The sequence below is a fragment of the Pseudoalteromonas umbrosa genome (genome assembly GCF_030125375.1).
Taxonomy (GTDB): Bacteria; Pseudomonadota; Gammaproteobacteria; order Enterobacterales; family Alteromonadaceae; genus Pseudoalteromonas; species Pseudoalteromonas umbrosa.
The window spans coordinates 1-25,087 of record NZ_JASJUU010000002.1 but is presented as its reverse complement, the minus strand read 5'-3'; the positions used below and the strand labels follow the sequence as shown (position 1 = coordinate 25,087).

Sequence of the window (25,087 nt, the reverse complement as noted above, 5' to 3'; positions counted from 1 at the left end):
TGTCATCATAACTTCAGGAATGACCGATTTGCTTTTGTTGCCTAATTTGATCTAAGTAAACAATATTTGACATACCAAATAGCTCCGCCTTAAGCACATTTGCAACGATATGCAAAGCGCGTTTCCAAGCATTTCTGACTGCGAGTGTGAATTGCTTACCAAGGTGTACTTTAAGGGTATCTAAAAAGCAGTTACACAAAATTCTGATATCACATGCGGAAGGTCGCAGTGACTTTATTGTGGCGATATTGTCTGTGATATATCGGCATAGTTCTTTTTGATTTGCCATTCTGATCAAGCTTTGTTGGATAAAAGCTCGTAACTGATATTCGATTGTCAAAATTTGTGATTCGGCGTTTGGTATCACCATCGACATAGGATGCATTTTAAGGCGGTGATTAAAGCTGACACAAAAGCAGTGAAAATTAGGCTTGATAGTCGCAAACGACTGGCTTAACAGTTGATATTGATAGGGTGAAATACTCATAATCGCTCCAATTACGATTAGAGCGGATCCATGCTCAAGTTTTTAATCAAATCTGCTTTGCCATCACTCAACTGATACAACTAACAAAACAAATTAAACTTGGGTAATTACTCAGGATGCGTGTTTTATACTGTTTAAAAAACGCACTTTGACTAAGTATAGCCATGAGATTTTTATGATTGCAAACTTATTTATCAATAATGCAGAAATGAAAACACTCCATTTCTGCATTGATTTCTAGTTTTACTTGATTGGAGACAATAGTTTAGGGTCGGTAACTAGTTGTCTTACACCGTGTGCATGATCTTCTTCAAAGACGTTATCTTCACACCAATCAGCCAAACTATTGATGTCAACTTTGGCACAAGCTGGGCGTACGCTCCAAGTCACTTGCAGAGGAGAGCATTGCTTGTCGTTGTAGCTTGGGCCAGTTGTCGAGCCTAAAAATTCGACCGGCTTACCCGTTGTATTTGGGATATGCTTTGGCTGGTGATAGCCATTAACGATATTTCCGTCATAGCTTAAATCATTAAAATCAAGCGCATTTTCATCGTTTACGACCAAGAACACTTGCGTTTCTACACGTAGATCTGGGTTTGCACATTGCTCATTAAGGCATGAACCTAATCCTTTGCCAGGTTTGACATCACATGAGCTATGCACCCAATGTACTTCAATAGTGTCGCCGGGTTTGACGTTTTTACATACTTTGCCTTTTGGCGCTTTTAGTTCAGCGGGTGTAAGGCTTGAGGTTGCATTACACTGATAACCGCCGTATTTTCCATCGCCAGCAAATACTGAAAAGTCTTTTGCTTTGTGTTCTGCATTTTTGTGAAAGTGGATATTACACAGATTCATTTGTGATGAAGGAGGAGCGAGACTGAAGATGCGTTTATTTTCACCTGCTAGGTTATCAATGTCGCGTGGAGTTTGCGGGCCAGCTTTTGCACATGAGTTTGCTGTGGCGACACCACTAAAAATTAAAGTCGAGAGTGCAGCGATTGTTGCCTGAAATGACCTTTTATTCATTTTATTGTCTCCTAATTGTAAGAAATGTGAAGTATAGAGAAAACTAAAATAGGTACAAGCGCTGTATGTTAATGATTGTTAAAGAACTAATCGGTAATTGGGCAGTATTAGAACTGCGAGCTAATTTATCTAGTTAGTGGTTGCGTATTAATGGAACAATCTCTATAATACACGCCAATTGAGCAGCTTAATGCTGCATGTGGACGCGGGATGGAGCAGCCTGGTAGCTCGTCGGGCTCATAACCCGAAGGTCGTCGGTTCAAATCCGGCTCCCGCAACCAATTTTAAGAAGTTTAGATATTTCTTAACGGTCGCGCATTCATGGTAATGCGCGTTTTGCGTTTAAGCGCAAGCTTAATTTAGGCTGGTACAGCCCGCAACCAAGCACGGCCTTTGGCCACACAGTTTGTTTTTGGTGTGACGCCCCGCTTGGTTCGGGGCGTTGTTGTGTCTGGTGCTAGATATTAGCAATATAGGCCCAAGAACATGCAGCTGAATTGATGGGGCCATGAGCCCTTTTTTTGTTTGTATGGAGGTAATTTGTGTCAAAACTCGAGCAAGATTTAACCGTAATGCTAGAGCCCGCAGTTGAAGCGTGTGGTTTTGAGCTTCTCGGTCTAGAGTTTGTGCAAGCGGGTCGTCATTCTACACTGAGAGTGTACATTGAACATGAGAATGGCATTAATGTTGACGATTGTGCAGAAGTAAGTCGCCAAATTAGCGCGATTATGGATGTAGAAGATCCCATTACAAATGAATATAACTTAGAAGTGTCTTCACCGGGTGTGGATAGACCATTATTCAAACAAGCTCATTATGAGGACGCGCAAGGTGAAGAGGTGCGTTTGCGCACTAAACTTCCACAAGATGGTCGTCGCAACTTTAAAGGCGACCTAGTAGCAGTTAAAGGCGATATGATTACGCTAACTGTCGACGGACAAGAGCATCACATTATGCTTAGTAACGTCGAAAGAGCTAATATTATCGCCAAATTTTAAGATTAAGTGCGAAGGACCAGGGCAAGCGAGGCAAAACCTATGGCAAAAGAGATCTTGTTGGTTGCAGAAGCTGTATCCAACGAAAAAGCAGTCCCAAGAGAGAAAATTTTTGAGGCGTTAGAGTTCGCACTGGCGACTGCAACAAAGAAAAAACATGACGGTGAAATTGAAGTACGTGTTTCTATTGATAGAAAAACGGGTGAATATGATACATTCCGTCGCTGGCAGGTGGCAGAGCCGCTAGAAGATGGTTCATTAGAAAATCCGTATTCTGAAATTACCATTGAAGCTGCGCAAGTAGAAGAGCCAGAGTTACAATTGGGTGACTATGTTGAAGAGCAAATTGAATCTATTCAATTTGACCGCATTACAACTCAAATGGCAAAGCAAGTGATCGTACAAAAAGTACGTGAAGCTGAACGTGCGTTAGTCGTTGATGCATACAAAGATCAAAAAGGTGAACTCGTTACTGGCGTGGTTAAGAAAGCGTCTCGTGATACAGTTGTAATTGATCTGGGTAACAATGCTGAAGCGGTTATTTATCGCGAAGATATGCTGCCACGTGAAAGCTTCCGTCCTGGTGACCGTGTTCGTGGTCTATTGTATGAAGTGAAGCCTGAAGCGCGCGGCGCGCAATTATTTGTTACTCGTTCTAAGCCTGAGATGCTGATGGAATTATTCCGCATTGAGGTGCCAGAGATTGGTGAAGAGATGATCGAGCTCAAAGGTGCAGCTCGTGATCCTGGTTCACGTGCAAAAATTGCGGTTAAATCAAATGACAAGCGTATTGACCCTGTAGGCGCATGTGTAGGTATGCGTGGTGCACGTGTACAAGCTGTTTCTACAGAGCTAGGCGGAGAGCGCGTTGATATAGTACTATATGACGACAATCCAGCTCAGTTCGTAATTAATGCAATGGCTCCAGCAGAAGTTGCATCAATTGTGATGGATGAAGATACACGTACAATGGAAATCGCTGTTGAAGCAGATAACCTTGCGCAAGCGATTGGTCGTAACGGGCAAAACGTTCGACTTGCTAGCCAGTTAACTGGTTGGGAACTGAACGTAATGACAGTTGAAGATATGGAGCGTAAAAACGCTGAAGAATCTGATAAACTGATAAGCCTATTTACTGATAACCTAGATATTGATGATGACTTTGCAGAGTTTTTAATCAACGAAGGTTTCTCTACGCTTGAAGAAGTGGCATATGTGCCAGTAGCTGAGTTCCTTGAAATTCAGGGGCTAGACGAAGACACAGTTGAAGAGTTACGTAAACGTGCAAAAGATGCTTTAACAACGAAAGCACTTCGTGATGAAGAGTCTTTAGAAGGTGCTGAACCTGCTCAAGACCTACTAGACTTAGAAGGTTTAGATCGTCACTTAGCATTTGTGATGGCGAGCAAAGGCGTTATCACCCTAGAAGATTTAGCAGAACAGGGTATCGACGAATTAGTTGAGATCACTGAATTATCTGAACAGCAAGCGGGCGACTTTATTATGGCTGCACGTAATATTTGCTGGTTTAGTGAAGAGTAGTTTATTAACGGGAGGTAACGCATAGCATGGCAGAAGTGAGCATAGAAAAACTAGCCGAGAACATTGGTACAACTGTCGATAAATTACTACAGCAGTTAACAGATGCAGGGATCACCAAAGCCAAAGGCGATCAGGTAAGTGAATCTGAAAAAGCCAAGTTACTTGACCACTTGAGTAAGCAACATGGTGGCACAGGTTCAGATGGTCCTGAGCGCATGACTCTTCAGCGTAAAAGCAAGAGTACCTTAAGTGTTACTGGTTCTACTGGTAAAGCTAAATCGGTTCAGGTAGAAGTACGTAAAAAGCGCACTTACGTTAAAAAGAGCGCAATCGAGCAGCAAAAAGAGCAAGAACGCTTAGCTGCAGAGGAAGCTGCGCGCAAAGAAGCAGAATTGAAAGCTCAACAAGAAGCTGAGCAACAAGCGAAAGAAGAAGCTGAACGCAACGCCCAACAGGAGGCAGAGCGAAAAGCCAAAGAGGAAGCTGAGCGCAAAGCTAAAGAAGAAGCCAAACGTAAAGCAGAAGCAGAACGTCAAGCGAAAGAACAGCAGAGTAAAGAAGTGGATAGCGCCCAACAAGAGCAAGAGAAAATCGAAGCAGAACGTCTTCGTACAGAAGCAGAAGCAGCAGCTGTGAAAAAGGCTGAAGAAGAAGCAAAACGTCAAGCAGAAGAAGCTCGTCGTCTAGCGGAAGAGAATGAAGCACGTTGGAAAGCTGAAGAAGAAGAGCGCAAAAAACGCGAAGCTTCTGCAGATCACCATATGACGACTTCTACATATGCACGTGAAGCAGAAGATGAATCTGACGCACGTGAAGAGAAAAGTGCACGTCGTAAGAAAAAGAAAAAGCCACAGGCGAAAGGTGAATCTAACGCACAGTCACGTGGTAAAAAAGGCAAGCTAAAAGCGCCTACTTCTCTACAGCACGGTTTCCAAAAGCCAGCGGCAGAAGTTAAACAAGAAGTTCGCATTAGTGAAACAATTACAGTATCTGAGCTTGCATCACGCATGGCTGTGAAAGGTGCTGAGGTTGTAAAAACACTGATGAAGCTTGGTGAAATGGTAACAATTAACCAGGTGATTGACCAAGAAACTGCACAGTATGTTGCAGAGGAAATGGGTCATAAAGTTGTTCTTGTTAAAGAGAATGAACTTGAAGAGAAAGTATTAAACGATCGCAGTGACAACGAGAGTGTTGGTCCACGTGCACCGGTTGTTACTGTTATGGGTCACGTTGACCACGGTAAGACGTCAACTCTAGACTATATTCGTAAAGCGAAAGTAGCAGACGGTGAAGCCGGTGGTATCACTCAGCACATTGGTGCATACCATGTTGAAACTGATGGTAACATGATCACGTTCCTAGATACTCCGGGTCACGCGGCGTTTACATCAATGCGTGCACGTGGTGCAAAAGCAACGGATATCGTTGTTCTAGTTGTAGCTGCTGATGATGGTGTAATGCCTCAGACTAAAGAAGCTGTACAGCACGCAAAAGCTGCTGAAGTACCGCTTATCATCGCTGTAAACAAAATGGATAAAGAGGGCATCGACCCAGATCGCGTTAAAAACGAGCTTGCTCAATTGGATGTTATTCCAGAAGAGTGGGGTGGTGACACGCAGTTTGTTCATATCTCAGCGAAAACAGGTCTAGGTATTGACGACTTACTTGAAGCTATCTTGATGCAAGCTGAGCTATTAGAGCTGACTGCGCCTCAAGAAGGTATGGCACAAGGTGTCGTTATTGAATCTCGTCTAGATAAAGGTCGTGGTCCAGTTGCTACTGTACTTGTACAAGGCGGTACGCTAGAGCAAGGTAACATTGTACTTTGTGGTCTTGAGTACGGTCGTGTTCGTGCGATGAGAGACGAAAACGGTAAAGAAATTTCACAAGCTGGTCCTTCAATCCCTGTAGAGATTTTAGGTCTTTCAGGTGTACCTGCAGCGGGTGATGAAGCAACGGTTGTTAAAGACGAGCGTAAAGCACGTGAAGTTGCTCTATATCGTCAAGGCAAGTTCCGTGAAGTGAAGCTTGCACGTCAGCAGAAAGCTAAGCTTGAAAACATGTTCACTAACATGACTGATGGCGATATTTCTGAAGTTAACGTTGTACTTAAAGCAGACGTTCAAGGTTCAATCGAAGCTATTTCTGATTCACTAACTAAATTGTCTACAGACGAAGTTAAAGTGAAGATTGTCGGTAGCGGTGTAGGTGGTATCACTGAAACTGATGCAACACTTGCAGCGGCGTCAAATGCTATCATCGTTGGTTTCAACGTACGTGCGGATGCATCTGCACGTAAAGTGATTGAAGCTGAAAACCTTGACCTTCGTTACTACAGCGTTATTTACGACCTGATCGAAGAAGTGAAACACGCAATGGCTGGTATGCTTGCGCCTGAGTTCAAGCAAGAGATCATTGGTCTTGCTGAAGTACGTGATGTGTTCAAGTCGCCTAAGATTGGTGCTGTTGCTGGTTGTATGGTAACTGAAGGTATCGTTAAGCGTAGCGCTCCAATTCGTGTACTACGTGAAAACGTGGTTATCTACGAAGGTGAACTTGAGTCGCTTCGTCGCTTTAAAGATGATGTACAAGAAGTTCGTAACGGTATGGAATGTGGTATCGGCGTTAAGAACTACAACGACGTTAAAGTTGGCGATCAAATTGAGGTATTCGAAACTGTTGAAGTACAGCGTTCACTGTAATTCTCACAGGGTTTAAACCTTGAAATGGGGGCATTCGCCCCCATTTGTGTTTGTGTTTTTTGGATTTTTATAATATAAAAATCAATAGTTTATATAAGTGGTGACAATGAGAGAATTTTCTCGTACGGATCGCGTTGCACAGCAAATTCAAAAAGAAATTGCTGTTATTTTGCAACGAGAAATTAAAGATCCAAGATTAGGTATGGTGACTGTATCGGCAGTTGAAGTATCTCGTGATTTATCTTACGCAAAAATCTTTGTAACTGTTTTAAACAGTAAAAGCGATGAGGATACAAAACAAAACCTAGCAATTTTGAATGATGCAACGGGCTATATCCGTTCATTGCTTGGCAAACGTATCCGCGCGCGTATCATGCCAGAGTTACGATTTGTACTTGATAACTCATTAATGGAAGGTATGCGTATTTCTAACTTGGTTGATGAAGTGATCCGCACTGATAAAGAAAAGCGCGGTGAAGATACGGATTCAGTTGAAGGTGGTGAAGAGTAATGGCCCGTCGTAGTAAAGGTCGCCCGGTTGATGGCATTGTACTTTTACACAAGCCACAAGGGATCTCATCTAACAAAGCTTTGCAACAAGCTAAAGGTATCTACTTTGCACAAAAAGCGGGTCACACTGGTGCGTTAGATCCGCTTGCAACAGGTATGCTGCCAATCTGTTTTGGTGAAGCAACAAAATTTACGCAGTTTCTATTGGACACTGATAAAACTTATGTTGTGCGTGCACAATTAGGTGAACGCACAACGACGTCAGACTCGGATGGTGAAATCGTTGAAACACGCTCTGTGGAAATTACGCAACAGCAATTAGAGCAGGAAGTTGCCAGCTTTTTAGGTGAGTCTGATCAATACCCTTCAATGTATTCTGCGCTTAAATATCAAGGCCAGCCTTTATACAAGTATGCACGTGAAGGCATTGAAGTACCGCGTAAATGTCGAAAAATAAACGTATATAGTATCACGCTTGATGAATACGATGCGGACAGTCAACAGATCCAAATGACTGTACACGTTTCAAAAGGTACCTACATTCGTACTATTGTTGACGATTTAGGTGAAAAGCTGGGCTGTGGCGCACATGTGGTCATGCTTCATCGCAGTGGTGTTGGTCACTACCCAGCAGATAAGATGATTACTATTGAAACGTTAGAAGAAAAGTTACAACAGGCTAAAGCTGATGGTGTTGAGCCATCAACATACATTGATGAGCTACTGCTTCCGATGGACACCGCTCTTGTCGACTTACCCACGATTATTTTAACTAAAGAGCAAGGCGTTGCTTTTAGCCATGGACAAACCGTGGTGGTAGGTGAAGTACCTGAAGGCGTTATAAAGGTAATGGCTGAAGATACGTTCATCGGTATTGGTGAGCGTAACAAGCATGGCCACCTAAAAGCAAAAAGAGCTCTATCTAGCGCACAATAGCTTTGTCAGCGGCATCAATTACTGATACAATGCCGCCGCTTTGTCGCTTTGGCTGAATTAGTGATCGGCTGAAGCATTAAATTTATTTAAATTGGAGTTTATTATGTCACTAAGCAACAAAGAAAAAGCAGAAATCGTAGCAAAATTCGCACGTGCAGAAGGCGACACTGGTTCTCCAGAAGTTCAAGTTGCACTTCTAACTGCTGATATCAACAAACTACAAGGCCACTTTGCTGACCACAAACACGACTTCCACTCTCGTCGTGGTCTACTACGTAAAGTTAGCCAACGTCGTAACCTTCTTGACTACCTTAAAGGTAAGAACGTTGAGCGTTACGCTGCGTTGATCAAAGAGCTTGGCCTACGTCGCTAAGAATTTGATGAATTGTTGGATTTTTATCCGACAATAAAAAAGGGGCGAATTCGCCCCTTTTTTTGTGCGTGTACTAGCAGTATACTTACCCTCGCTCATGCATAGTGCTGAGCAAGCGCCGATACTTCTGCCAATTGTAGTGCTTAAGTAGAACTATATGAGTAGCCAGTAATTTTGGTTGTTCTATTTAAGACTGTAATTGGTTGTTGTTGGCGTTTTAATATATTTTTTAAGGAATATTTTTGTGCAAGCAATAATTAAAGAATTCCAGTTAGGTCAACATACTGTGACTCTGGAAACAGGTGCAATCGCACGTCAGGCTGACGGTGCGGTTTTAGCAAGCATTGGTGACACATCAGTGCTAGTGACTGTTGTTGGTAAGCGTGAAGCAGCGCCTGGTCAGGATTTCTTCCCTCTAACGGTTAACTACCAAGAAAAAATGTACGCAGCTGGTCGTATCCCAGGCGGTTTCTTGAAGCGTGAAGGTCGTCCTTCTGATTCAGAAACACTAACAGCGCGTCTAATTGACCGCCCAATTCGTCCACTATTCCCAGATGGTTTCGTGAACGAAGTTCAAGTTATCGCGACAGTTGTTTCTTCAGATCCTGAAATTCAGCCTGATATGGTTGCGTTGATCGGTACTTCTGCAGCACTTGCTATTTCAGGCGTGCCATTCAATGGTCCTATCGGTGCAGCGCGAGTTGGTTACATCGACGGTCAGTACGTACTTAACCCAACTGTAACTGAGTTAGCTGAAAGTAAGCTAGACCTAGTGGTAGCAGGTACTGAAAATGCAGTACTGATGGTTGAATCAGAAGCTGAAATCTTAACTGAAGAAGAGATGCTAGGTGCTGTTGTATACGGTCATGATCAGTCTCAAGCTATCATCAAAGCAATCGAAGAGTTCAAGGCTGAAGCTGGCAAACCTGCTTGGGATTGGACTGCTCCTGAGAAAAACGTTGCACTAGCAGACAAAGTAGCTGCAATTGCAGAAGAAAAAGTAGGCACGGCTTACCTTATTACTGACAAAGTAGCACGTAAAGAGTCGCTATCTGAAGCAAAAGCAGAAGTAATTGAAAAGCTAACTGCTGAACTTGCTGAAGGCGAAGAGCTAGACGAGCAAGAAGTTGGTAAGCTATTCAGCTCTCTAGAGAAGAAAATTGTTCGTGGTCGTATCATTGCAGGTGAGAAACGTATCGATGGTCGTGAACCAGATATGGTTCGTGCACTTGACGTAATGACTGGTGTACTTCCACGTACACACGGCTCATCAATCTTCACACGTGGTGAAACTCAGGCATTAGTTACTGCTACTTTAGGTACTGAGCGTGACGCACAGATGATGGATGACCTAGTTGGTACTCACAAGCACCACTTCATGCTTCATTACAACTTCCCTCCATTCTGTGTAGGTGAAACTGGTTTCATCGGTTCTCCAAAGCGTCGTGAAATCGGCCACGGTAACCTTGCAAAGCGTGGTGTTCAAGCTGTAATGCCAAGCTTAGAAGAATTCCCTTACTCAGTACGTGTTGTTTCTGAAATCACTGAGTCAAATGGTTCATCTTCAATGGCATCTGTGTGTGGTACTTCTCTTGCTCTGATGGATGCGGGTGTACCTGTTAAAGCTTCTGTTGCTGGTATCGCAATGGGTCTAGTTAAAGAAGGCGAAGAATTCGTTGTTCTTTCTGATATCTTAGGTGATGAAGACCACCTAGGTGACATGGACTTTAAAGTAGCAGGTAGCAGCGCTGGTGTTACTGCACTTCAGATGGATATCAAGATTGAAGGTATCACGAAAGAAATCATGCAGATCGCACTTAAGCAAGCTAAAGCTGCCCGTATGCATATCCTTAGCGTGATGGACCAAGCAATTGCTGCACCTTCACAAGAGCTATCTGAATTCGCTCCGCGTATTTACACGATGAGCATTCCACCGAAGAAGATTGCAGACGTAATCGGTAAAGGTGGTGCAACAATCCGTCAGTTAACAGAAGAAACTGACACAACTATCGAAATCGAAGATGACGGTACTGTTAAGATTGCTGCAACTAATGGTAACAGCGCTAAAGAAGCGATTGCACGTATTGAAGCACTGACAGCTGAGCTAGAAGTTGGCACTATCTACAACGGTAAAGTAAACCGTATCGTTGACTTTGGTGCGTTTGTAAATGTATTACCGGGCAAAGATGGCCTTGTGCACATTTCTCAAATCAGCAAAGAGCGTGTTAATAACGTATCTGACCACCTGAAGGTAGGCCAAGAAGTTAAAGTTAAAGTACTAGAAGTAGATCGCCAAGGCCGTGTACGTCTAAGTATTAAAGAAGCGCTTGAGCCATCGGAGCCTGCTGCAGAGCAAGCACCAAAAGGTGAGTAATTTTATGTAAAGAAACAATAAGTTTCGTTAAAAGGGGCTGAATGGCCCCTTTTTTTGTGCTTTAATGGCTGACACTATGATTATCTGGCCCAAAGAGGGATATACCTTGAGATTTTTACTATTACCTTTGCTTGGATTGAGCTTATTGGGCTGCCAAAGCACTCAGCAGGCGAATATTGAAGATAAACTGCAACCTCTGCTACCAATTCCTTTCACCGAGCCAATGCAACCTAACCCTCGCGTTCAAATCGAAGTTGCCCGCTATAGTGAATTATTAAATAGCGCAGAGCTTACTCGTAATCAAAGAGCGGAGCTATATCACATACGCGGCAAGTTATATGACAGTTTGGGTTTAGCGCAATTGGCTCAAATAGATTTCAATCGTGCACTGAAACTCAGACCAGATCTTGCTGAAACATATAACTTCGTTGGCATACACCATACATTGCGCCAGGAGTTTAGTGAGGCTTACGAAAGCTTTGGTGCGGTGCTTGAGTTAGATGAAAGCTATGAATATGCTTATTTAAATCGTGGCATTGCGCTATATTATGGCGGCAGAAAAGAGATAGCAATAGCTGATTTTGAGCGCTTTTTATCAAGCTCGCCAGATGATGCTTACAGAATGTTATGGCTGTACCTAGCACAGAATTCTTTAGATCCGATTGTTGCGCAAGCGCAATTAAAAGCAAATAGTCAGCAACTAAATAATGAAGCTTGGTCGACTCAAATTGTACAGTTTTACTTAAACGAAATAAGTGAAGAGCAGTTTCTAGATGGTATTACTGCAGGTGTTAAAACTCAAAAAGAGTATGTGGAAAGACTTTGTGAGGCATATTTTTACATTGCAAAAAGGCATTTGAGTACAGGTAGTTATGTCAAAGCGGCGGAGTACTTTAGGCTAACTTTGGCAACCAACGTATATGAATTTGTCGAACATAAATATGCTAAATTAGAGCTTCGCCTGTTACGAGAAGCATTGTTAAAAGCAAGTGCTAGCTAAGTGATGCTACGTCAGTACCTGACTGGTATTGTCTTTCTGTTGATGGCTGTTCCGAGTAGCAGCCAACATATAGCAAGTTTGGCCGATATGAAAGGTGCCGAACTGAATATACTCGTTACCCGTGCTGCGCAAAATTTTAACCACTCAAACTATGCTTATTTGCGACTCAAGCAAATCCCAGAGCAACTCACCGATGAGCAAGTTCAATTGCTAAGGCGCACTGGCTATCCTATTTTTGCTTTTGAATGGGCTATTAGGCTTGTAGCAAACAGTCATTATGAGCAAGCGTGGCTTTTAATCGAAAAATATTGGCAACAGAGCACATCGTCAGCACGTATTCGGGTGTTAGATCTATTAGAGAAGCAAGGAGAGTATGCACTTATGACACGTATATTTGATCAGCTAGAGGTTCTAGAGCCTTATGCTTCTATATACGGTCTTGAAGTCGGCAACTCGATAAGCACCTTGAATAAGGCCAGTGTTGATGCTTTAGGTGTATCCGTATTTGGTTGGCATACTTCAAGCGCCAGTTGTAAACATTCTATTATGTTATTTGCCGAGACCTTATCTGGTGTAAAGCAACTCAAACGTCTAAGAACACAGTACAATCAAAGCACATTATCTGAATTGCTTCCATATTGCCTATCTGATCCTTTATATGTTGGAGACCTGACACAGTGCTCAGGAGGTGAGTCTAACTTCATCCAATGCAATATTGATCTTTTACTTCAAGAATCATCAGTGCAACAAGCTAGACATTTAGTGATCATGACAAATAAACAAGGCTTGGCAAATGTATATAATGGTGTGATGAGGCTTCATAATAAGAGTCAATATGAGCTGTTTGTACACGAAATGATGCATTTTGCTCATTTTGAAGATGAGTATCCAGTGCCTCAAGCAAAGGCTGATTGGCTATGTAAAACATCAGGCTATAAAGCCCCCAATTTATATGTTGGTACAAGTGCTCCAAAAGGATGGTATAAGAGCGAGACATGTAAGTTTGGGCAGCTAGAGTCGTACAAACCGCAACATATCGCATCAAAAATGCAATATCACGAAATTCACTTGTCAAACCACTATTTAGGATTATGGTTAAAGTCATTAAATAAAACTTTATCAGTGCCCAGTGATTATCAGGTTTATCTCAACGAGCTAAATACCAAGCATTGATCTGAGTTAAATGAGCGTACCTTTTATGAACAGGATCTGAATTGTTTGTTAATCTTGTCTACAATTTAAACAGCCAGTACGTGAAACCCTAGACAAGTCAAACACTAATAAAGTATAACTGGTAGACGTTATGTGTGATAAAAATGCACGTAAAAAATAAACAGAACACGATCGCCATGACGTAATCATAACGTGCATTTAATAGTGATGAACGGCATCGAAGATATAAGGCTTCTTTATGACTTTGCTTTGGATACCATTGATATCCTTGTTAGGTAGTTTACTCTCATCGTTAACAGGTAAGCTCTCTCGCAATCAGTCTACTGCAATCACCTTGATTGCACCTACTGTGGCTCTTTTATTAGCCATTGATTTAGCTCCCGCAGTGTTTGCTGGGGAAGCTGTTCGCGCAACGCTAGATTGGGTACCAATACTCGATCTTGACGTGTCTTTCCGTTTGGATGGATTGGCACTTTTATTCGTATTTATGATCTTAGGTATTGGCATATTAGTTATTTTCTATGCACGCTATTACCTGAGTGAAAATGACTCAATGCCCAAGCTATATGCTTATCTAATGTTATTCATGACAGCCATGCTAGGCATTGTAATGTCTAACAACGTATTGCAATTGTGGGTGTTTTGGGAATTAACCAGTATTAGTTCATTTTTACTGATAAGTTATTGGTGGCATAAATCAGAAGCGCGTAAAGGCGCAAAAATGGCGCTGGCAATTACTGGTGGCGGCGGTTTAGCACTATTGGCTGGTTTACTATTACTCGGTAATATCGTTGGAAGTTACGATTTAGACATTATTTTGGCAAGTCGTGAGCTTATCCAATCTCATGATTTGTATGAAGTGGCATTAGTGCTTGTCCTATTAGGCGCGTTCACTAAATCTGCTCAATTCCCTTTCCATTTCTGGCTACCTCACGCTATGGCTGCGCCAACACCTGTAAGTGCTTACTTACACTCGGCAACTATGGTTAAAGCGGGTATTTTCTTACTTGCGCGTTTTTACCCAGCTTTGGCGGGAACAGAAATTTGGTTCATCTTAGTGGGTTTGACAGGCCTTATAACGCTACTTGTCGGTGCGTATATCGCTTTATTTAAACATGACTTAAAAGGCCTACTGGCATTTTCGACTATCAGCCACCTTGGTCTTATCACCCTGTTATTGGGCTTGGATACCGAGCTTGCTACAGTAGCGGCTATTTTCCATATCATTAACCATGCAACGTTTAAGGCGTCGCTTTTTATGGCGACCGGCATCATTGATCATGAAACTGGCACCCGAGACATGCGTAAGCTTAATGGTATGTGGCGCTTTATGCCTTATACCGCTACATTGGCGATGGTTGCAGCTGCATCGATGGCTGGTGTTCCGCTACTAAACGGTTTCTTGTCTAAAGAAATGTTTTTTGCAGAAACATTGCATCAGCAGTTACTGGGTTCAATGTCATGGCTTATCCCTATTTTAGCAACCATTGCAGCTGCTTTCTCTGTGGCCTATTCTGCTCGATTCATTCACGATGTTTTCTTTAATGGCGATCCGGTTGATTTACCAAAAGAGCCTCATGAAGCACCGCGTTATATGCGAGTACCTATTGAGATATTGGTGGCGCTATGTTTGATTGTGGGCATGTTCCCGAACTTTATTGTCGACGGAATTTTAAGACTGGCTTCTGGCGCTGTTTTAGGTGGTGAGCCGCCTGAGTTCTACATCGCAATTTGGCACGGCTTGAACTTACCTCTGCTAATGAGTGCAATTGCTGTTTGTGGTGGTTTACTGATATATACTCAGCGCAAATACCTATTTCAATTCCAAGCATCTCTACCACCAATTAATGCCAAAAAAGGTTTTGAGAAGACCATGCATTCAGTAGTGATCTGGAGTCAAAACAAAATCAGTGCTATTGAAAATGGTTCATTGCAGCGTTATTTAATGCTGATGCTGTTGGTTGTGCTTGTCAGCGCTGGTTGGCCTTTATTTGAGATGAGCCAATTAGTGGGTGAGAATACACTTACACCTGTCGATATTCATAATGGCATTGGCGCAGGACTATTAATGATTGGCGCGATCAGCACTGTGATTTGGCACCGTACACGTATGGTTGCGTTGCTTATGATTTCGGTTGTAGGTTTGATGGTATCTGTCGCCTTTACGCGTTTCTCTGCACCAGATCTTGCGTTAACACAGTTAACGGTTGAAGTTGTGACCATTATTCTATTGATGCTAGCTTTGTTCTTCTTACCACAGAAAACACCAAAAGAATCTAGCTCGATTAGAACGTTGAGGGACTTGGGGATCGCATCAGCGATCGGTGTGATTATCGGCAGTATTTGTTATGCCCTGATCACACGACCTTTGACTTCTATCTCTGATTTCTTTGTTGCTAACGCGAAAACGGGCGGCGGGGGAACTAATGTCGTAAACGTTATCCTAGTTGATTTCAGGGGCTTTGATACGCTTGGTGAAATCGTCGTATTGGGCATTGCAGCACTGGGTATATATAAACTGATTATTCATTTACCATTGTTTATGCCGGGCAGTGACTCAGAAGGCAGACCTTGGGCGAAAGAGCGCTATCCTCTTCTGCTGGCTTCAATTTCTCAAAGCTTGTTACCACTCGCGCTGTTAGTGTCGTTTTACATTTTCTTAAGAGGGCATAATCTACCTGGTGGTGGCTTTATCGCAGGTCTAGTCACAGCAATTGCCTTTATTTTGCAATACATTGCACATGGTTCAAATTGGATAGCAGAGCGCTTTACCTTGAACTACAGAAAGATTATCGCTTCAGGTATTGCGATAGCGATGTTATCTGGTTTAGGTAGTTGGGCATTTGGACGTCCATTCTTGACTACGTGGTTTGATTATTTTGATATTCCATTGATTGGTGAGATTGAGCTTGCCAGTGCATTAGTATTTGATTTAGGTGTTTACATCACCGTTGTAGGCGCAACGCTGATGATACTAGCAAGTCTTGGTAAAGTGACTGCAAATGCACCCAAAGAAGAGGTGAATATTTAATGGAGCTTTTGTATTCTTCATGCGTGGGCCTATTAGTGGCCTGCGGTGTATTTTTGATTTTACGTGCAAGAACGTTCCCGGTTGTACTTGGTTTAACCATGCTCTCGTACGCAGTTAATTTGTTTTTATTTGCATCAGGACGTTTGTCAATGAACCAAGCTGCTGTGCTTGGTTACAGCGAAAGTTATGCAGATCCGCTGCCACAGGCATTAGTTTTAACAGCCATTGTAATTGGCTTTGCGATGACTGCATTTGTGGTGATTTTAGCGATCCGTGGTCGTGCTGATTTAGGTAATGATCACGTCAATGGGGTAGTACCTGATAAATCAAAAACGAATTCTCGTCAGGTAAAGGAGCAGGGTAAAGCATGAGTCAACATTTAACTTCTTTACCTGTTTTACTACCTATGTTGGCGGCAGTGCTTATGCTGATGCCGCCATGTGGAAAAAATTTAAAAATTAGGCGTTACGTCTCTGTTTTGATGGGCTTGATAACGACAGTGGTATCTGTGTCGTTGCTTGCTTATGTAAAAGTAAATGGGACGCAAGTGTACGCTATTGGTGATTGGTCAGCGCCATTTGGTATTGTGTTGGTTGCGGATCCTATCTCGACTTTACTGGTCTCGCTTACGTCGTTTTTAGGCTTAGTTTGTGCGCTTTACAGCTGTGCTGGTGATGACGAGCAAGGTAGTTTCTTCCACCCACTTTTACACTTCTTAATTTTAGGTGTGAACGGTGCATTCTTGACAGGAGACGCATTCAACCTATTTGTCTTCTTTGAAGTATTGTTGATTGCATCCTATTCATTGCTGATGCACGGTGGAGACAAGCGAAATACTCGTGCGGCACTGCAGTATGTCATTTTAAACCTGGTTGGTTCATCTGTGTTTCTAATTGCCCTTGGTATTTTATACGGTACTTTGGGCACATTAAATATGGCCGATATGGCAACACGCGTGATGGAATTACAAGGTGATGATGTATATCTGGCTAAAATAGGTGGCTTGTTGTTGCTGGTCGTATTTGCTCTAAAAGGTGCTTTATTACCGCTCCATTTGTGGTTACCAAATACTTACTCGACAGCAATGCCAGTTGTTGCTGCCTTGTTTGCTATCATGACTAAGGTTGGTGTGTACTCAATGATGCGCGTTTACACCTTAATTTTTGGTGAGCAAGCTGGTGAGTTGAGCCATATGGCACAACATTGGTTGTGGTGGCTTGCGCTGGCAACTATCGTAATGGGTGCAATCGGTGTGCTTGCAAGCCAAGATCTTCGTAAGATGGTTGCAAACTTAGTGGTAGTTTCTGTTGGCACCTTGGTGGCACTTGTGGCTGCACAAACTGTTGATAGCAGCGCTGCAGCAATCTATTACTTAGTGCATTCAACACTTGTTTCAGCAGCTTTATTCTTAATTGCTGATTTAGTAGGTAAGCAAAGGGGTAAAGTGAGCGACCGTATAACAGCGGGTCGTCCTGTAGCGCAGCCATTGTTTCTTGGTGGAGCATTTATTTTTGCGGCAGTAACCGTCATTGGCATGCCTCCATTGTCAGGGTTTATTGGTAAGGTTTGGATCTTAGAGTCTACGCTGGAGTCAGCACACGGACATTGGTTCTGGCCAATTTACTTAATTGCCAGTCTTGCTGTATTGGTTTCCGTATCAAAAGCTGGTAGTACTGTTTTTTGGCATCACACCGGAAAAGGTGAAGCGAATACCGAAGAAAAGGCACACCCTGTGCAGATGGTTGCCGTGTTGATGTTGGTTGCGGCGTCTCCATTGATGGTTATTTTTGCAGGCCCAGTTACTGACTATGCCCAGTTTGCAGCAGTTGAACTGCACAACTTTTACGGCCTTATCCAACATGTATTAGGAGGCAAGTAAATGAGATTAGAAGCAAAATACAAATGGTTGCCTACCCCGTTTAGAAGTTTACTGCTATTTTCGGTATGGCTATTGCTCAATAATACAGTTGCCCTCGGTCATGTTATATTAGGTTTAATCTTGGCGATTGTGATCCCATTGATCACACACCCTTTTAGAACTAAGCAACCTTTGGTGGTGAGACCGTTTAGAGCGCTGAGCCATTTAATGTTGGTTTTGTATGATATCTTGACTGCAAATATTGAAGTTGCGATTAAGATTTTAGGTCCGACTAAAAAGTTGAAACCGGGTTTTGTAAAAGTGCCGCTAGATTTAAATGAGGCTATGCCTATCACAATTCTAGCGAGCACGGTATCGTTAACGCCAGGTACTGTTAGTGCTGAGGTATATCCTTGGCCAGAGACTGTCGAGGGTGAAGCACCGGATTGTCAAAAATACTTACTTATCCACGTTTTAGATTTGGATGATGAGCAGGCGTTGATCAATACCATTAAATCTCGTTATGAGGCGCCTTTGAAGGAGATCTTTGAATGTTAGACACGATCATCTTAATTGTTTTTGCCATGATTGGTTTGGCGCTACTGTTAAACTTATGGCGCTTAGTCGTTGGCCCATCAGTGCCAGACAGAATTTTGGCACTGGATACCATGTACATTAATACCATTGCGTTAATTATTCTATATGGAATGAACATGGGGACGTCGCTGTATTTTGAGGCTGCGTTGTTAATTGCTTTACTTGGCTTTGTTAGTACGGTTGCGGTGTGTAAATACCTGCTTCGTGGCGATATTATTGAATAGGAGGCCATGTAAGTGGATATTGTAATTTCAGTTTTGCTCTTAATGGGTGGGGTTTTGGTACTAGTAGGCTCAATCGGTTTGGTAAAAATGCCAGACTTTTTTATGCGCCTACATGGGCCGACTAAAGCAACCACTTTAGGCATGGCATGTTTGCTTTTTGCCGCGATGGCACATTACAGTGAATATGGTGATGGGCTTAGTTTAAAAGAGATTCTAATTTCTTTGTTTTTACTTATTACCGCGCCAATCAGTGGTTATATGTTGATTAAGTCTGCAATTCACCACCGAATTGATTCTACAGATAAGACGACTGGTAAAGACAAAATAGAAGAAGATTAAGCCCTTATTTTAAGCTGGGTGTGTCGGCACCCAGTTTTCTTTCTTACCCCACCATCTTATTCTTAAATATTTATATTCTAATTTAATGATTGATCTAGATTAATTTATTCTTGCACATTTCGATTTAAACACTTATTGTCAATTAATCTTTAATATTTCTGTAGCATAATCAATTTTAGAAATTAAAGAACCAACTTCTAACAGTTCACTCTTCGTGCGTTTTTATACTCACCTGTGGTTAGTCAAATTAGAATTACAAGGTCATTTATGCGACAAATCTCAATTAAATACAAACTCATGTGCTTTGTTATTACGATAATAATGGCAGTAATAGCAATGCTCGTGATAACAACATGGTTGCATTTACAAGATGAAAATAAAAAACAAAGTGAGCAAATACAATCTGTAATTCTATCGGAAATTAATACCCGCTTGGCTGCTCAAGGAGATTATTACGCACAAAAAATTGCTGCGTTCTTAAACTCCGCGTATCGTGTACCAAATACATTGGTGGGCGCATTGGAATCGACATTAACAGCTCCCATTGAGCGTAGTGATATTCAATCAATGCTTAAAGGTGCCTTGAAAGCAAGCCCAGATATTTCTTCTGTATATGTGCATTTCGAAAAAAATGCCTATGATCAAAAAGATGCGCATTTTACTAATGATGCTGCGCACTCGGTTTTAGGGAGTGGCGCACTTGAAATGTATTTTACTCAGGATAATGTGGGTATTACTCAACATAGCGTCATGTCCTCCTCAGCAAAATATTCAGAAACGCTCAATCGTTATGGTATACGTGAGGCTGAATGGTATTTATGTGCAAAAGAAAGCAAATTGCCATGCATTATGGAGCCGTATCTATACGAAATTTCCAAAGGTAATGAAATGCTGATGACATCACTGACCGTGCCTATTACACAACATGGGCGATTTAAGGGGATTATTGGTGTGGATGTCAACTTGCCAAATCTACAGAGATTAGTGCAAGAACTTTCAAGTCAGCTTTATCAGGGACAAGGAAAGGTATTATTACTCAGTGAACTTGGCTTAGTTGCCGGTGCTAGTCATCATCATGACAGTTTGGGTAAACCTCTCACTGAAATTTTAGAAAGTAAACTTGCTGAGCAACTTACATCTTTGCATATGAATAAAGGCTATCAAGAAGTTGGCAACTCCATTTTTGTTGCCAGTCCAATCAAGATTCAGTTGGCAAATACGGTCTGGTCTTTAGTGATTGAAGTTCCAAAGCAAGAAGTTTTATCTTCAGCCTTTATGATTGAAAAGCAGTTGCATCAGTCCACTGAAGACCTTGGGATCTGGATGTTGATGCTGGGAATAGTGATTGTCACTGTGGCTTTGGCTTTGAGTATCTTCTTGATCAATACGATCACCAAACCTCTTTCATATATTCAATCACGGGTTTCTAATCTTGCCTCCAATGAAGGGGACCTAACACATAAGCTGGAAGTTACGCATCACGCAGAATTAATTTCTTTGGCGAATGGCTTTAACCTATTTACAAATAAACTAAGGCACATGATCGAGGATCTAAAAGGGCTTGCCCAGCAGTCATATCAACAGTCTTATGTTACGACAGAGGCTGCAATAAACATAAAAAATAAAGTATCAAACCAACATATTGAGATCGATAGTGTTGTGACAGCGATTAATGAGCTCAGCGCGACAGCAAATGAAGTGGCTAGAGCTTCCGAGCAAGCGGCATCTACAACAGATAAAGCGGTTGGAACAGTTAATGAATGTGAGCGCAGAATCATTTCGACAACGAGTACGGTTGAAGAAATTGCTGATCAGGTTTCAACCGCTCAGTCAGCATTTAATAAGGTGGCTAAACGTAGTAATGATATTTCACAAATCTTGGATGTGATTAGAGCGATAGCAGAGCAAACGAACCTATTGGCATTAAATGCAGCGATAGAAGCTGCGCGAGCTGGAGAGCAGGGTAGAGGGTTTGCAGTGGTGGCAGATGAAGTACGCTCTTTAGCATCTAAAACACAAGCGTCGACCGATGATATTGCACAATTGATTGAAAATTTGCAAAGCGAAATTAAAGGGTCTGAAGACATAATCGAGCAAACGGTAAATAAGGGCCGTAAAGCAACACTTTTAAGCAGAGAGGCAGCAAACACCATGAAAGGACTTGTGGCTGAACTACATACTATCTCCCATGAAGTGACCCAAATAGCGACTTCTGCTGAAGAGCAAAGCATGGTAACAGAAGAAGTAAATGCAAATACGACGAGCATCGCTGATGCTGCTCGTGAGTTATCGCAGTTCGCTGATGAGGTAGAACTAGCTGCGAGCATGATGACTCAATTGGTTGAACAAAAACATGGGCAGTTAAACTTGCTGAAGACATGATTTCTACTAAGTACAAGTAATTATTGAAAAAAAGCTAGTTTCTTATTTAGTAAAAGACGCAATTGTTTGTTGACTCTAGATTTGTTTTAATGAGTTGGCTAGAATGACTGTAAATATATACAGTAAATGAATTTTATGAAGCTCTATATCGCAGAAAAACCTTCACTTGGGCGAGCAATTGCCGATGTACTACCAAAACCCCATAAAAAGCAAGATGGGTTTATTGAGTTAGGCAATGGTGATTGCGTTACTTGGTGTATTGGCCATCTGCTAGAGCAAGCTGAGCCAGAAGATTATGATGAGCGCTATAAAAAGTGGTTGATCCATGATTTACCCATTGTGCCTTCAGAGTGGAAATTTAAAGCCAAACCAAAAACAAAAAAACAGTTATCTACTGTTAAGCGGTTAATAAAAAAGGCAAGTGTATTAGTCCACGCAGGAGATCCAGATAGAGAAGGTCAGCTACTTGTTGATGAAGTGATCCAAGAGGCTAAACTCTCACAATCAAAAAAGTCATCAGTTGAGCGTGTATTAATAAGTGATTTAAACCCCAGTGCAGTAAAAAAAGCGCTCAGCCAAGCTAAATCTAACACTGAATTTATGCCTCTAAGCATCTCCGCTCTAGCTAGAGCAAGAGCGGACTGGTTGTATGGTATGAATTTGACTCGTGCATTTACCTTAGCTGGACAAAAAGCAGGTATTCAAGGTGTGTTGTCAGTTGGACGAGTACAAACACCTGTTTTAGGCTTGGTTGTACGCCGAGATGAAGAAATTGAAAACTTCGTCTCAAAACCGTTTTATGAAGTGATGGCAATACTTCAAAAGCAGACCGGTGAGCAGTTTGAAGCTAAGTGGATCCCTAGTGATGCATGCCTACCTTACATGGATGAAGAAAAGCGTGTACTGCTGAAATCACTGGCAGAGAATGTAGCGAGTAGAATAAAAAATAAACCGGCAGACCTAACTGAACTTGAGCAAATACCAAAAAAGCAAAACCCGCCGTTGCCATATAACTTATCAGCCTTACAAATTGATGCAAATAAGCGGTTTGCAATGTCAGCAAAGCAAGTATTAGACATCTGCCAATCCTTATATGAAAAGCATAAATTAATTACTTATCCCAGATCAGATAATAGATACTTACCTAAAGATCATTACAATGAGCGCAATGACATATTAGCTGCAATGCTAAACAACAAAGGTGAAAAAGAGTCGCATATCAAGAATGCGGACTTAAGCTTAAAAAGTAAATGTTGGAATGACAAAAAAGTAGAAGCTCACCATGCAATCATACCAACAAAGAAACACCTAAAGACAGCGCAGCTAGGTCATCATGAGCAGCAAGTTTATGGGTTGATCTGTAGGCAATACTTAGCACAGTTTTACCCTGCTTACTTATATTCACAAACTAAAGCGCATATACAGATCTCAGGTGGTAAGTTTATAGCTAAAGCAGATACAGTGATTGATATGGGCTTTAAGATTTTGTATCAATCAAATAAAAAAGAGTCAGAGGATAAAAAGCAACTACCGATGCTTGAAGTTGGTGAGCCATTACACTGCACTGATGGTGTAGTAATGGAAAAACATACACAACCCCCAAACTTTTACACAGAAGCGACATTATTAAGTGCCATGACGGGTATTGCTCGTTATGTAAAAGACAGTGATATTAAAAAAGTGCTCAAGGAAACAGACGGCTTAGGAACCGAAGCTACACGTGCAGGTATCATAGAGCTTCTTTTTAAAAGGAACTTTTTAAGTAGAGAAGGGAAGTCTATTAAGTCCACAGAACTAGGACGCGGGCTTATTAACACAATCCCCAATAACCTATCACTGCCTGATAGAACAGCGCTGTGGGAATCGCAATTAACAAACATTGCACAAAAAACGGCTTCGTATAATCAGTTTATGTTACCGCTGCAAAATGAGCTATCGGAACTCGTGGGGCTATCCCAAACAATTAATACAGACGCATTAAAAGGGATCTCAACTACAAGTGCTTTCAAAAAGAAAGGCAGCTATCGTAAAACCCGTCGTAAGTCAGCATATACGAAAGGAAAAAGTAAATAGTTAGTGATAATTACCTTGTAAAGTAAAAACAAGACACTATATAGCTATTAGAATCTAAATTAAGAATGCCTCATTTATGGAAAACAAAATTACATTAACGCCTGAAAATATCCAGCAGGTACTATCATCCTCCTCTGCAGACCACCTTGTCTTGTTGAGTTTTTACAGTGCCCAGCACCCTGATTGCGCGGCTCAAGCTGCTATATTGGATGAATTAGCAACACAGTATAAAAGTAGCATTACTATTGCGACCTTAGATTGCGATCTTCAGCAGGCGCTAGCAGGACAGTTAGCGCAGCAAGTTGGTTTACAGGCCTTACCTACTATAGTTGTGTTAAAGGCAGGCTCGCCAGTAGATGTGTTGGCTGGCGCAAAAACAAAGGAAGAAATTACGAAAGTACTTACCGAGCATTTACCTTCGCCAGAATTGATCTTGCTAGATCAAGCAAAACAATCTTTAACGGCAGGGGATTTAAATGCTGCGTACTCACATGCTAAACAGGCATATGATATTGCTAGAGGTAACCCTAGAGTAAATTTGGTTTTTGCAGACATTTGCATTCAAATACAAAAAACAGAAGATGCTGAAGCATTACTTGCGACGATCCCAGAAGATCAACATGACGCTTATTACAATAACTTGCAAGCTAAGCTGATCCAAGCGCAAGAGGCGCAGGAATCTCCTGAAATAAAAAGATTGACGCAAGCTATTGAACAAAGCCCTGAAGATTTAGCTTTATTATGCGAACTAGCTCAAGCACAAGTTGATGCAGGGAAAAAAGAAGATGCTTTAGACTCACTGTTTAAAGTGCTGAGTAAAGACTTAGCGTTTGGTGAAGCAAGAAAAGGCTTTTTAGATATTATTGCATCTTTACCGGAAGGTGACGCAGCAGCTGCAAGTTTCCGTAGAAAACTATATAGTCTTCTTTACTAACCTCCTTGATATGTTGGCGTGATGAAGATTACGCCAATAAATTTCTTGCAACTTCTCAAATATGTACAATACTTAAATTCCTTTTTCGAAAAGTCATGACATTTTGATTAAAAAATGATGACAAGGCTTGTGTTTTTACACGTTTCGGGCGGAATTTTAATCGTTTAAGTCTTTTTTATAAGTTTTATTAGAAAAACACTTGATCAAAATTAGGATCTCCCTATAATGCGCACCCACTGACACGGCGGGATGCGCCAGAAAACACAAACCAAAGTGAAGGTTAAAGTTAAATTGAAAGATTAATTAAAAAATTAAATTTTCTAGTTGACTTTAAAAGTGAAGCGGTTAATATGGCGCTCCACTTCGCAGCAAGGCTGCGGCAACTAACCAAGAGTTAGTTGCACTGTTCTTTAAAAATATGAAGCAATCATCTGTGTGGGCACTCGTACAGATTGAGTTCTAACAGCTCTTGATTCAGGAGCAAAAGAATTAGAGTCTCAAATGTAACTGAGTGACTATAACAGT

At 41.7% G+C, this 25,087-nt stretch carries 20 protein-coding genes and 1 tRNA gene; 19 read left to right on the top strand and 2 right to left on the bottom strand.

The window, feature by feature from the left end; genetic code table 11:
- Positions 1-13: 13 nt before the first annotated feature.
- Both QNM16_RS07350 and QNM16_RS07345 read right to left on the bottom strand, forming a co-directional pair.
- Positions 14-487 carry a globin gene (locus QNM16_RS07350; RefSeq protein WP_284019910.1) on the bottom strand — a complete coding sequence of 158 codons (474 nt, stop codon included), beginning with the start codon at positions 485-487 and terminating at the stop codon, positions 14-16.
- Positions 488-730: 243 nt separating this feature from the next.
- Positions 731-1,516 carry a delta-class carbonic anhydrase gene (locus tag QNM16_RS07345; protein ID WP_284019909.1) on the bottom strand — a complete coding sequence of 262 codons (786 nt, stop codon included), beginning with the start codon at positions 1,514-1,516 and terminating at the stop codon, positions 731-733.
- A 204-nt stretch (positions 1,517-1,720) separates the two neighbouring features.
- Here QNM16_RS07345 and QNM16_RS07340 point away from each other — a divergent pair.
- The 19 genes from QNM16_RS07340 to QNM16_RS07250 all read left to right on the top strand — a co-directional run bounded on the left by QNM16_RS07340 (position 1,721) and on the right by QNM16_RS07250 (position 24,562).
- Positions 1,721-1,797: transfer RNA gene (locus QNM16_RS07340), tRNA-Met, on the top strand.
- A 261-nt stretch (positions 1,798-2,058) separates the two neighbouring features.
- Positions 2,059-2,514 (top strand): ribosome maturation factor RimP, encoded by a 456-nt coding sequence (rimP, locus tag QNM16_RS07335; RefSeq protein ID WP_039611540.1) that lies wholly within the window; start codon positions 2,059-2,061, stop codon positions 2,512-2,514.
- 39 nt (positions 2,515-2,553) lie between these two features.
- The gene (nusA, locus tag QNM16_RS07330; protein ID WP_063361757.1) at positions 2,554-4,053 is read left to right on the top strand and encodes a transcription termination factor NusA; all 1,500 of its coding nucleotides are present in this window, start codon (positions 2,554-2,556) and stop codon (positions 4,051-4,053) included.
- A gap of 26 nt (positions 4,054-4,079) precedes the next feature.
- Positions 4,080-6,758: a translation initiation factor IF-2 gene (gene infB, locus QNM16_RS07325; RefSeq protein ID WP_284019908.1), complete on the top strand. Its 2,679-nt coding sequence runs from the start codon at positions 4,080-4,082 to the stop codon at positions 6,756-6,758.
- 106 nt (positions 6,759-6,864) lie between these two features.
- Positions 6,865-7,269, top strand: a complete 405-nt coding sequence (gene rbfA / locus QNM16_RS07320; protein WP_046356591.1) for a 30S ribosome-binding factor RbfA — start codon at positions 6,865-6,867, stop codon at positions 7,267-7,269.
- A complete protein-coding gene (truB, locus tag QNM16_RS07315; protein ID WP_284019907.1) occupies positions 7,269-8,204 on the top strand; it encodes a tRNA pseudouridine(55) synthase TruB in 936 nt (311 codons plus the stop codon). The genes rbfA and truB overlap by 1 nt, the downstream gene beginning before the upstream one ends.
- A 103-nt stretch (positions 8,205-8,307) precedes the next feature.
- Entirely contained in the window at positions 8,308-8,577 is a 270-nt protein-coding gene (gene rpsO / locus QNM16_RS07310) for a 30S ribosomal protein S15 (protein ID WP_036975065.1), read from the top strand.
- 244 nt (positions 8,578-8,821) lie between these two features.
- Positions 8,822-10,951, top strand: a complete 2,130-nt coding sequence (gene pnp / locus QNM16_RS07305; protein WP_284019906.1) for a polyribonucleotide nucleotidyltransferase — start codon at positions 8,822-8,824, stop codon at positions 10,949-10,951.
- Positions 10,952-11,057: 106 nt separating this feature from the next.
- Positions 11,058-11,951 (top strand): lipoprotein NlpI, encoded by an 894-nt coding sequence (nlpI, locus tag QNM16_RS07300; protein WP_284019905.1) that lies wholly within the window; start codon positions 11,058-11,060, stop codon positions 11,949-11,951.
- A complete protein-coding gene (locus QNM16_RS07295) occupies positions 11,952-13,124 on the top strand; it encodes a hypothetical protein (protein ID WP_284019904.1) in 1,173 nt (390 codons plus the stop codon). It abuts the gene before it with no gap.
- A gap of 238 nt (positions 13,125-13,362) precedes the next feature.
- On the top strand, positions 13,363-16,155 hold the full coding sequence (locus tag QNM16_RS07290) for a monovalent cation/H+ antiporter subunit A (RefSeq protein ID WP_211036479.1): 2,793 nt from the start codon (positions 13,363-13,365) through the stop codon (positions 16,153-16,155).
- Positions 16,155-16,526 (top strand): Na+/H+ antiporter subunit C, encoded by a 372-nt coding sequence (locus QNM16_RS07285; RefSeq protein ID WP_046356586.1) that lies wholly within the window; start codon positions 16,155-16,157, stop codon positions 16,524-16,526. Before QNM16_RS07290 ends, QNM16_RS07285 begins: the two co-directional genes overlap by 1 nt.
- Positions 16,523-18,034: a monovalent cation/H+ antiporter subunit D gene (locus QNM16_RS07280; RefSeq protein WP_063361749.1), complete on the top strand. Its 1,512-nt coding sequence runs from the start codon at positions 16,523-16,525 to the stop codon at positions 18,032-18,034. Before QNM16_RS07285 ends, QNM16_RS07280 begins: the two co-directional genes overlap by 4 nt.
- On the top strand, positions 18,035-18,571 hold the full coding sequence (locus tag QNM16_RS07275; protein WP_284019903.1) for a Na+/H+ antiporter subunit E: 537 nt from the start codon (positions 18,035-18,037) through the stop codon (positions 18,569-18,571).
- Complete coding sequence (locus QNM16_RS07270) at positions 18,565-18,834, top strand: K+/H+ antiporter subunit F (RefSeq protein WP_023397675.1); 270 nt, start codon at positions 18,565-18,567, stop codon at positions 18,832-18,834. The genes QNM16_RS07275 and QNM16_RS07270 overlap by 7 nt, the downstream gene beginning before the upstream one ends.
- Positions 18,835-18,846: 12 nt before the next feature.
- Positions 18,847-19,173, top strand: coding sequence for a Na+/H+ antiporter subunit G (locus QNM16_RS07265; protein ID WP_284019902.1), 327 nt, complete (start codon positions 18,847-18,849; stop codon positions 19,171-19,173).
- Positions 19,174-19,494: 321 nt separating this feature from the next.
- Positions 19,495-21,555, top strand: a complete 2,061-nt coding sequence (locus QNM16_RS07260; RefSeq protein ID WP_284019901.1) for a methyl-accepting chemotaxis protein — start codon at positions 19,495-19,497, stop codon at positions 21,553-21,555.
- 135 nt (positions 21,556-21,690) lie between these two features.
- Positions 21,691-23,628 (top strand): DNA topoisomerase III, encoded by a 1,938-nt coding sequence (locus QNM16_RS07255; protein WP_284019900.1) that lies wholly within the window; start codon positions 21,691-21,693, stop codon positions 23,626-23,628.
- Positions 23,629-23,704: 76 nt separating this feature from the next.
- Positions 23,705-24,562, top strand: coding sequence for a tetratricopeptide repeat protein (locus QNM16_RS07250; protein ID WP_284019899.1), 858 nt, complete (start codon positions 23,705-23,707; stop codon positions 24,560-24,562).
- Positions 24,563-25,087 lie beyond the last annotated feature (525 nt).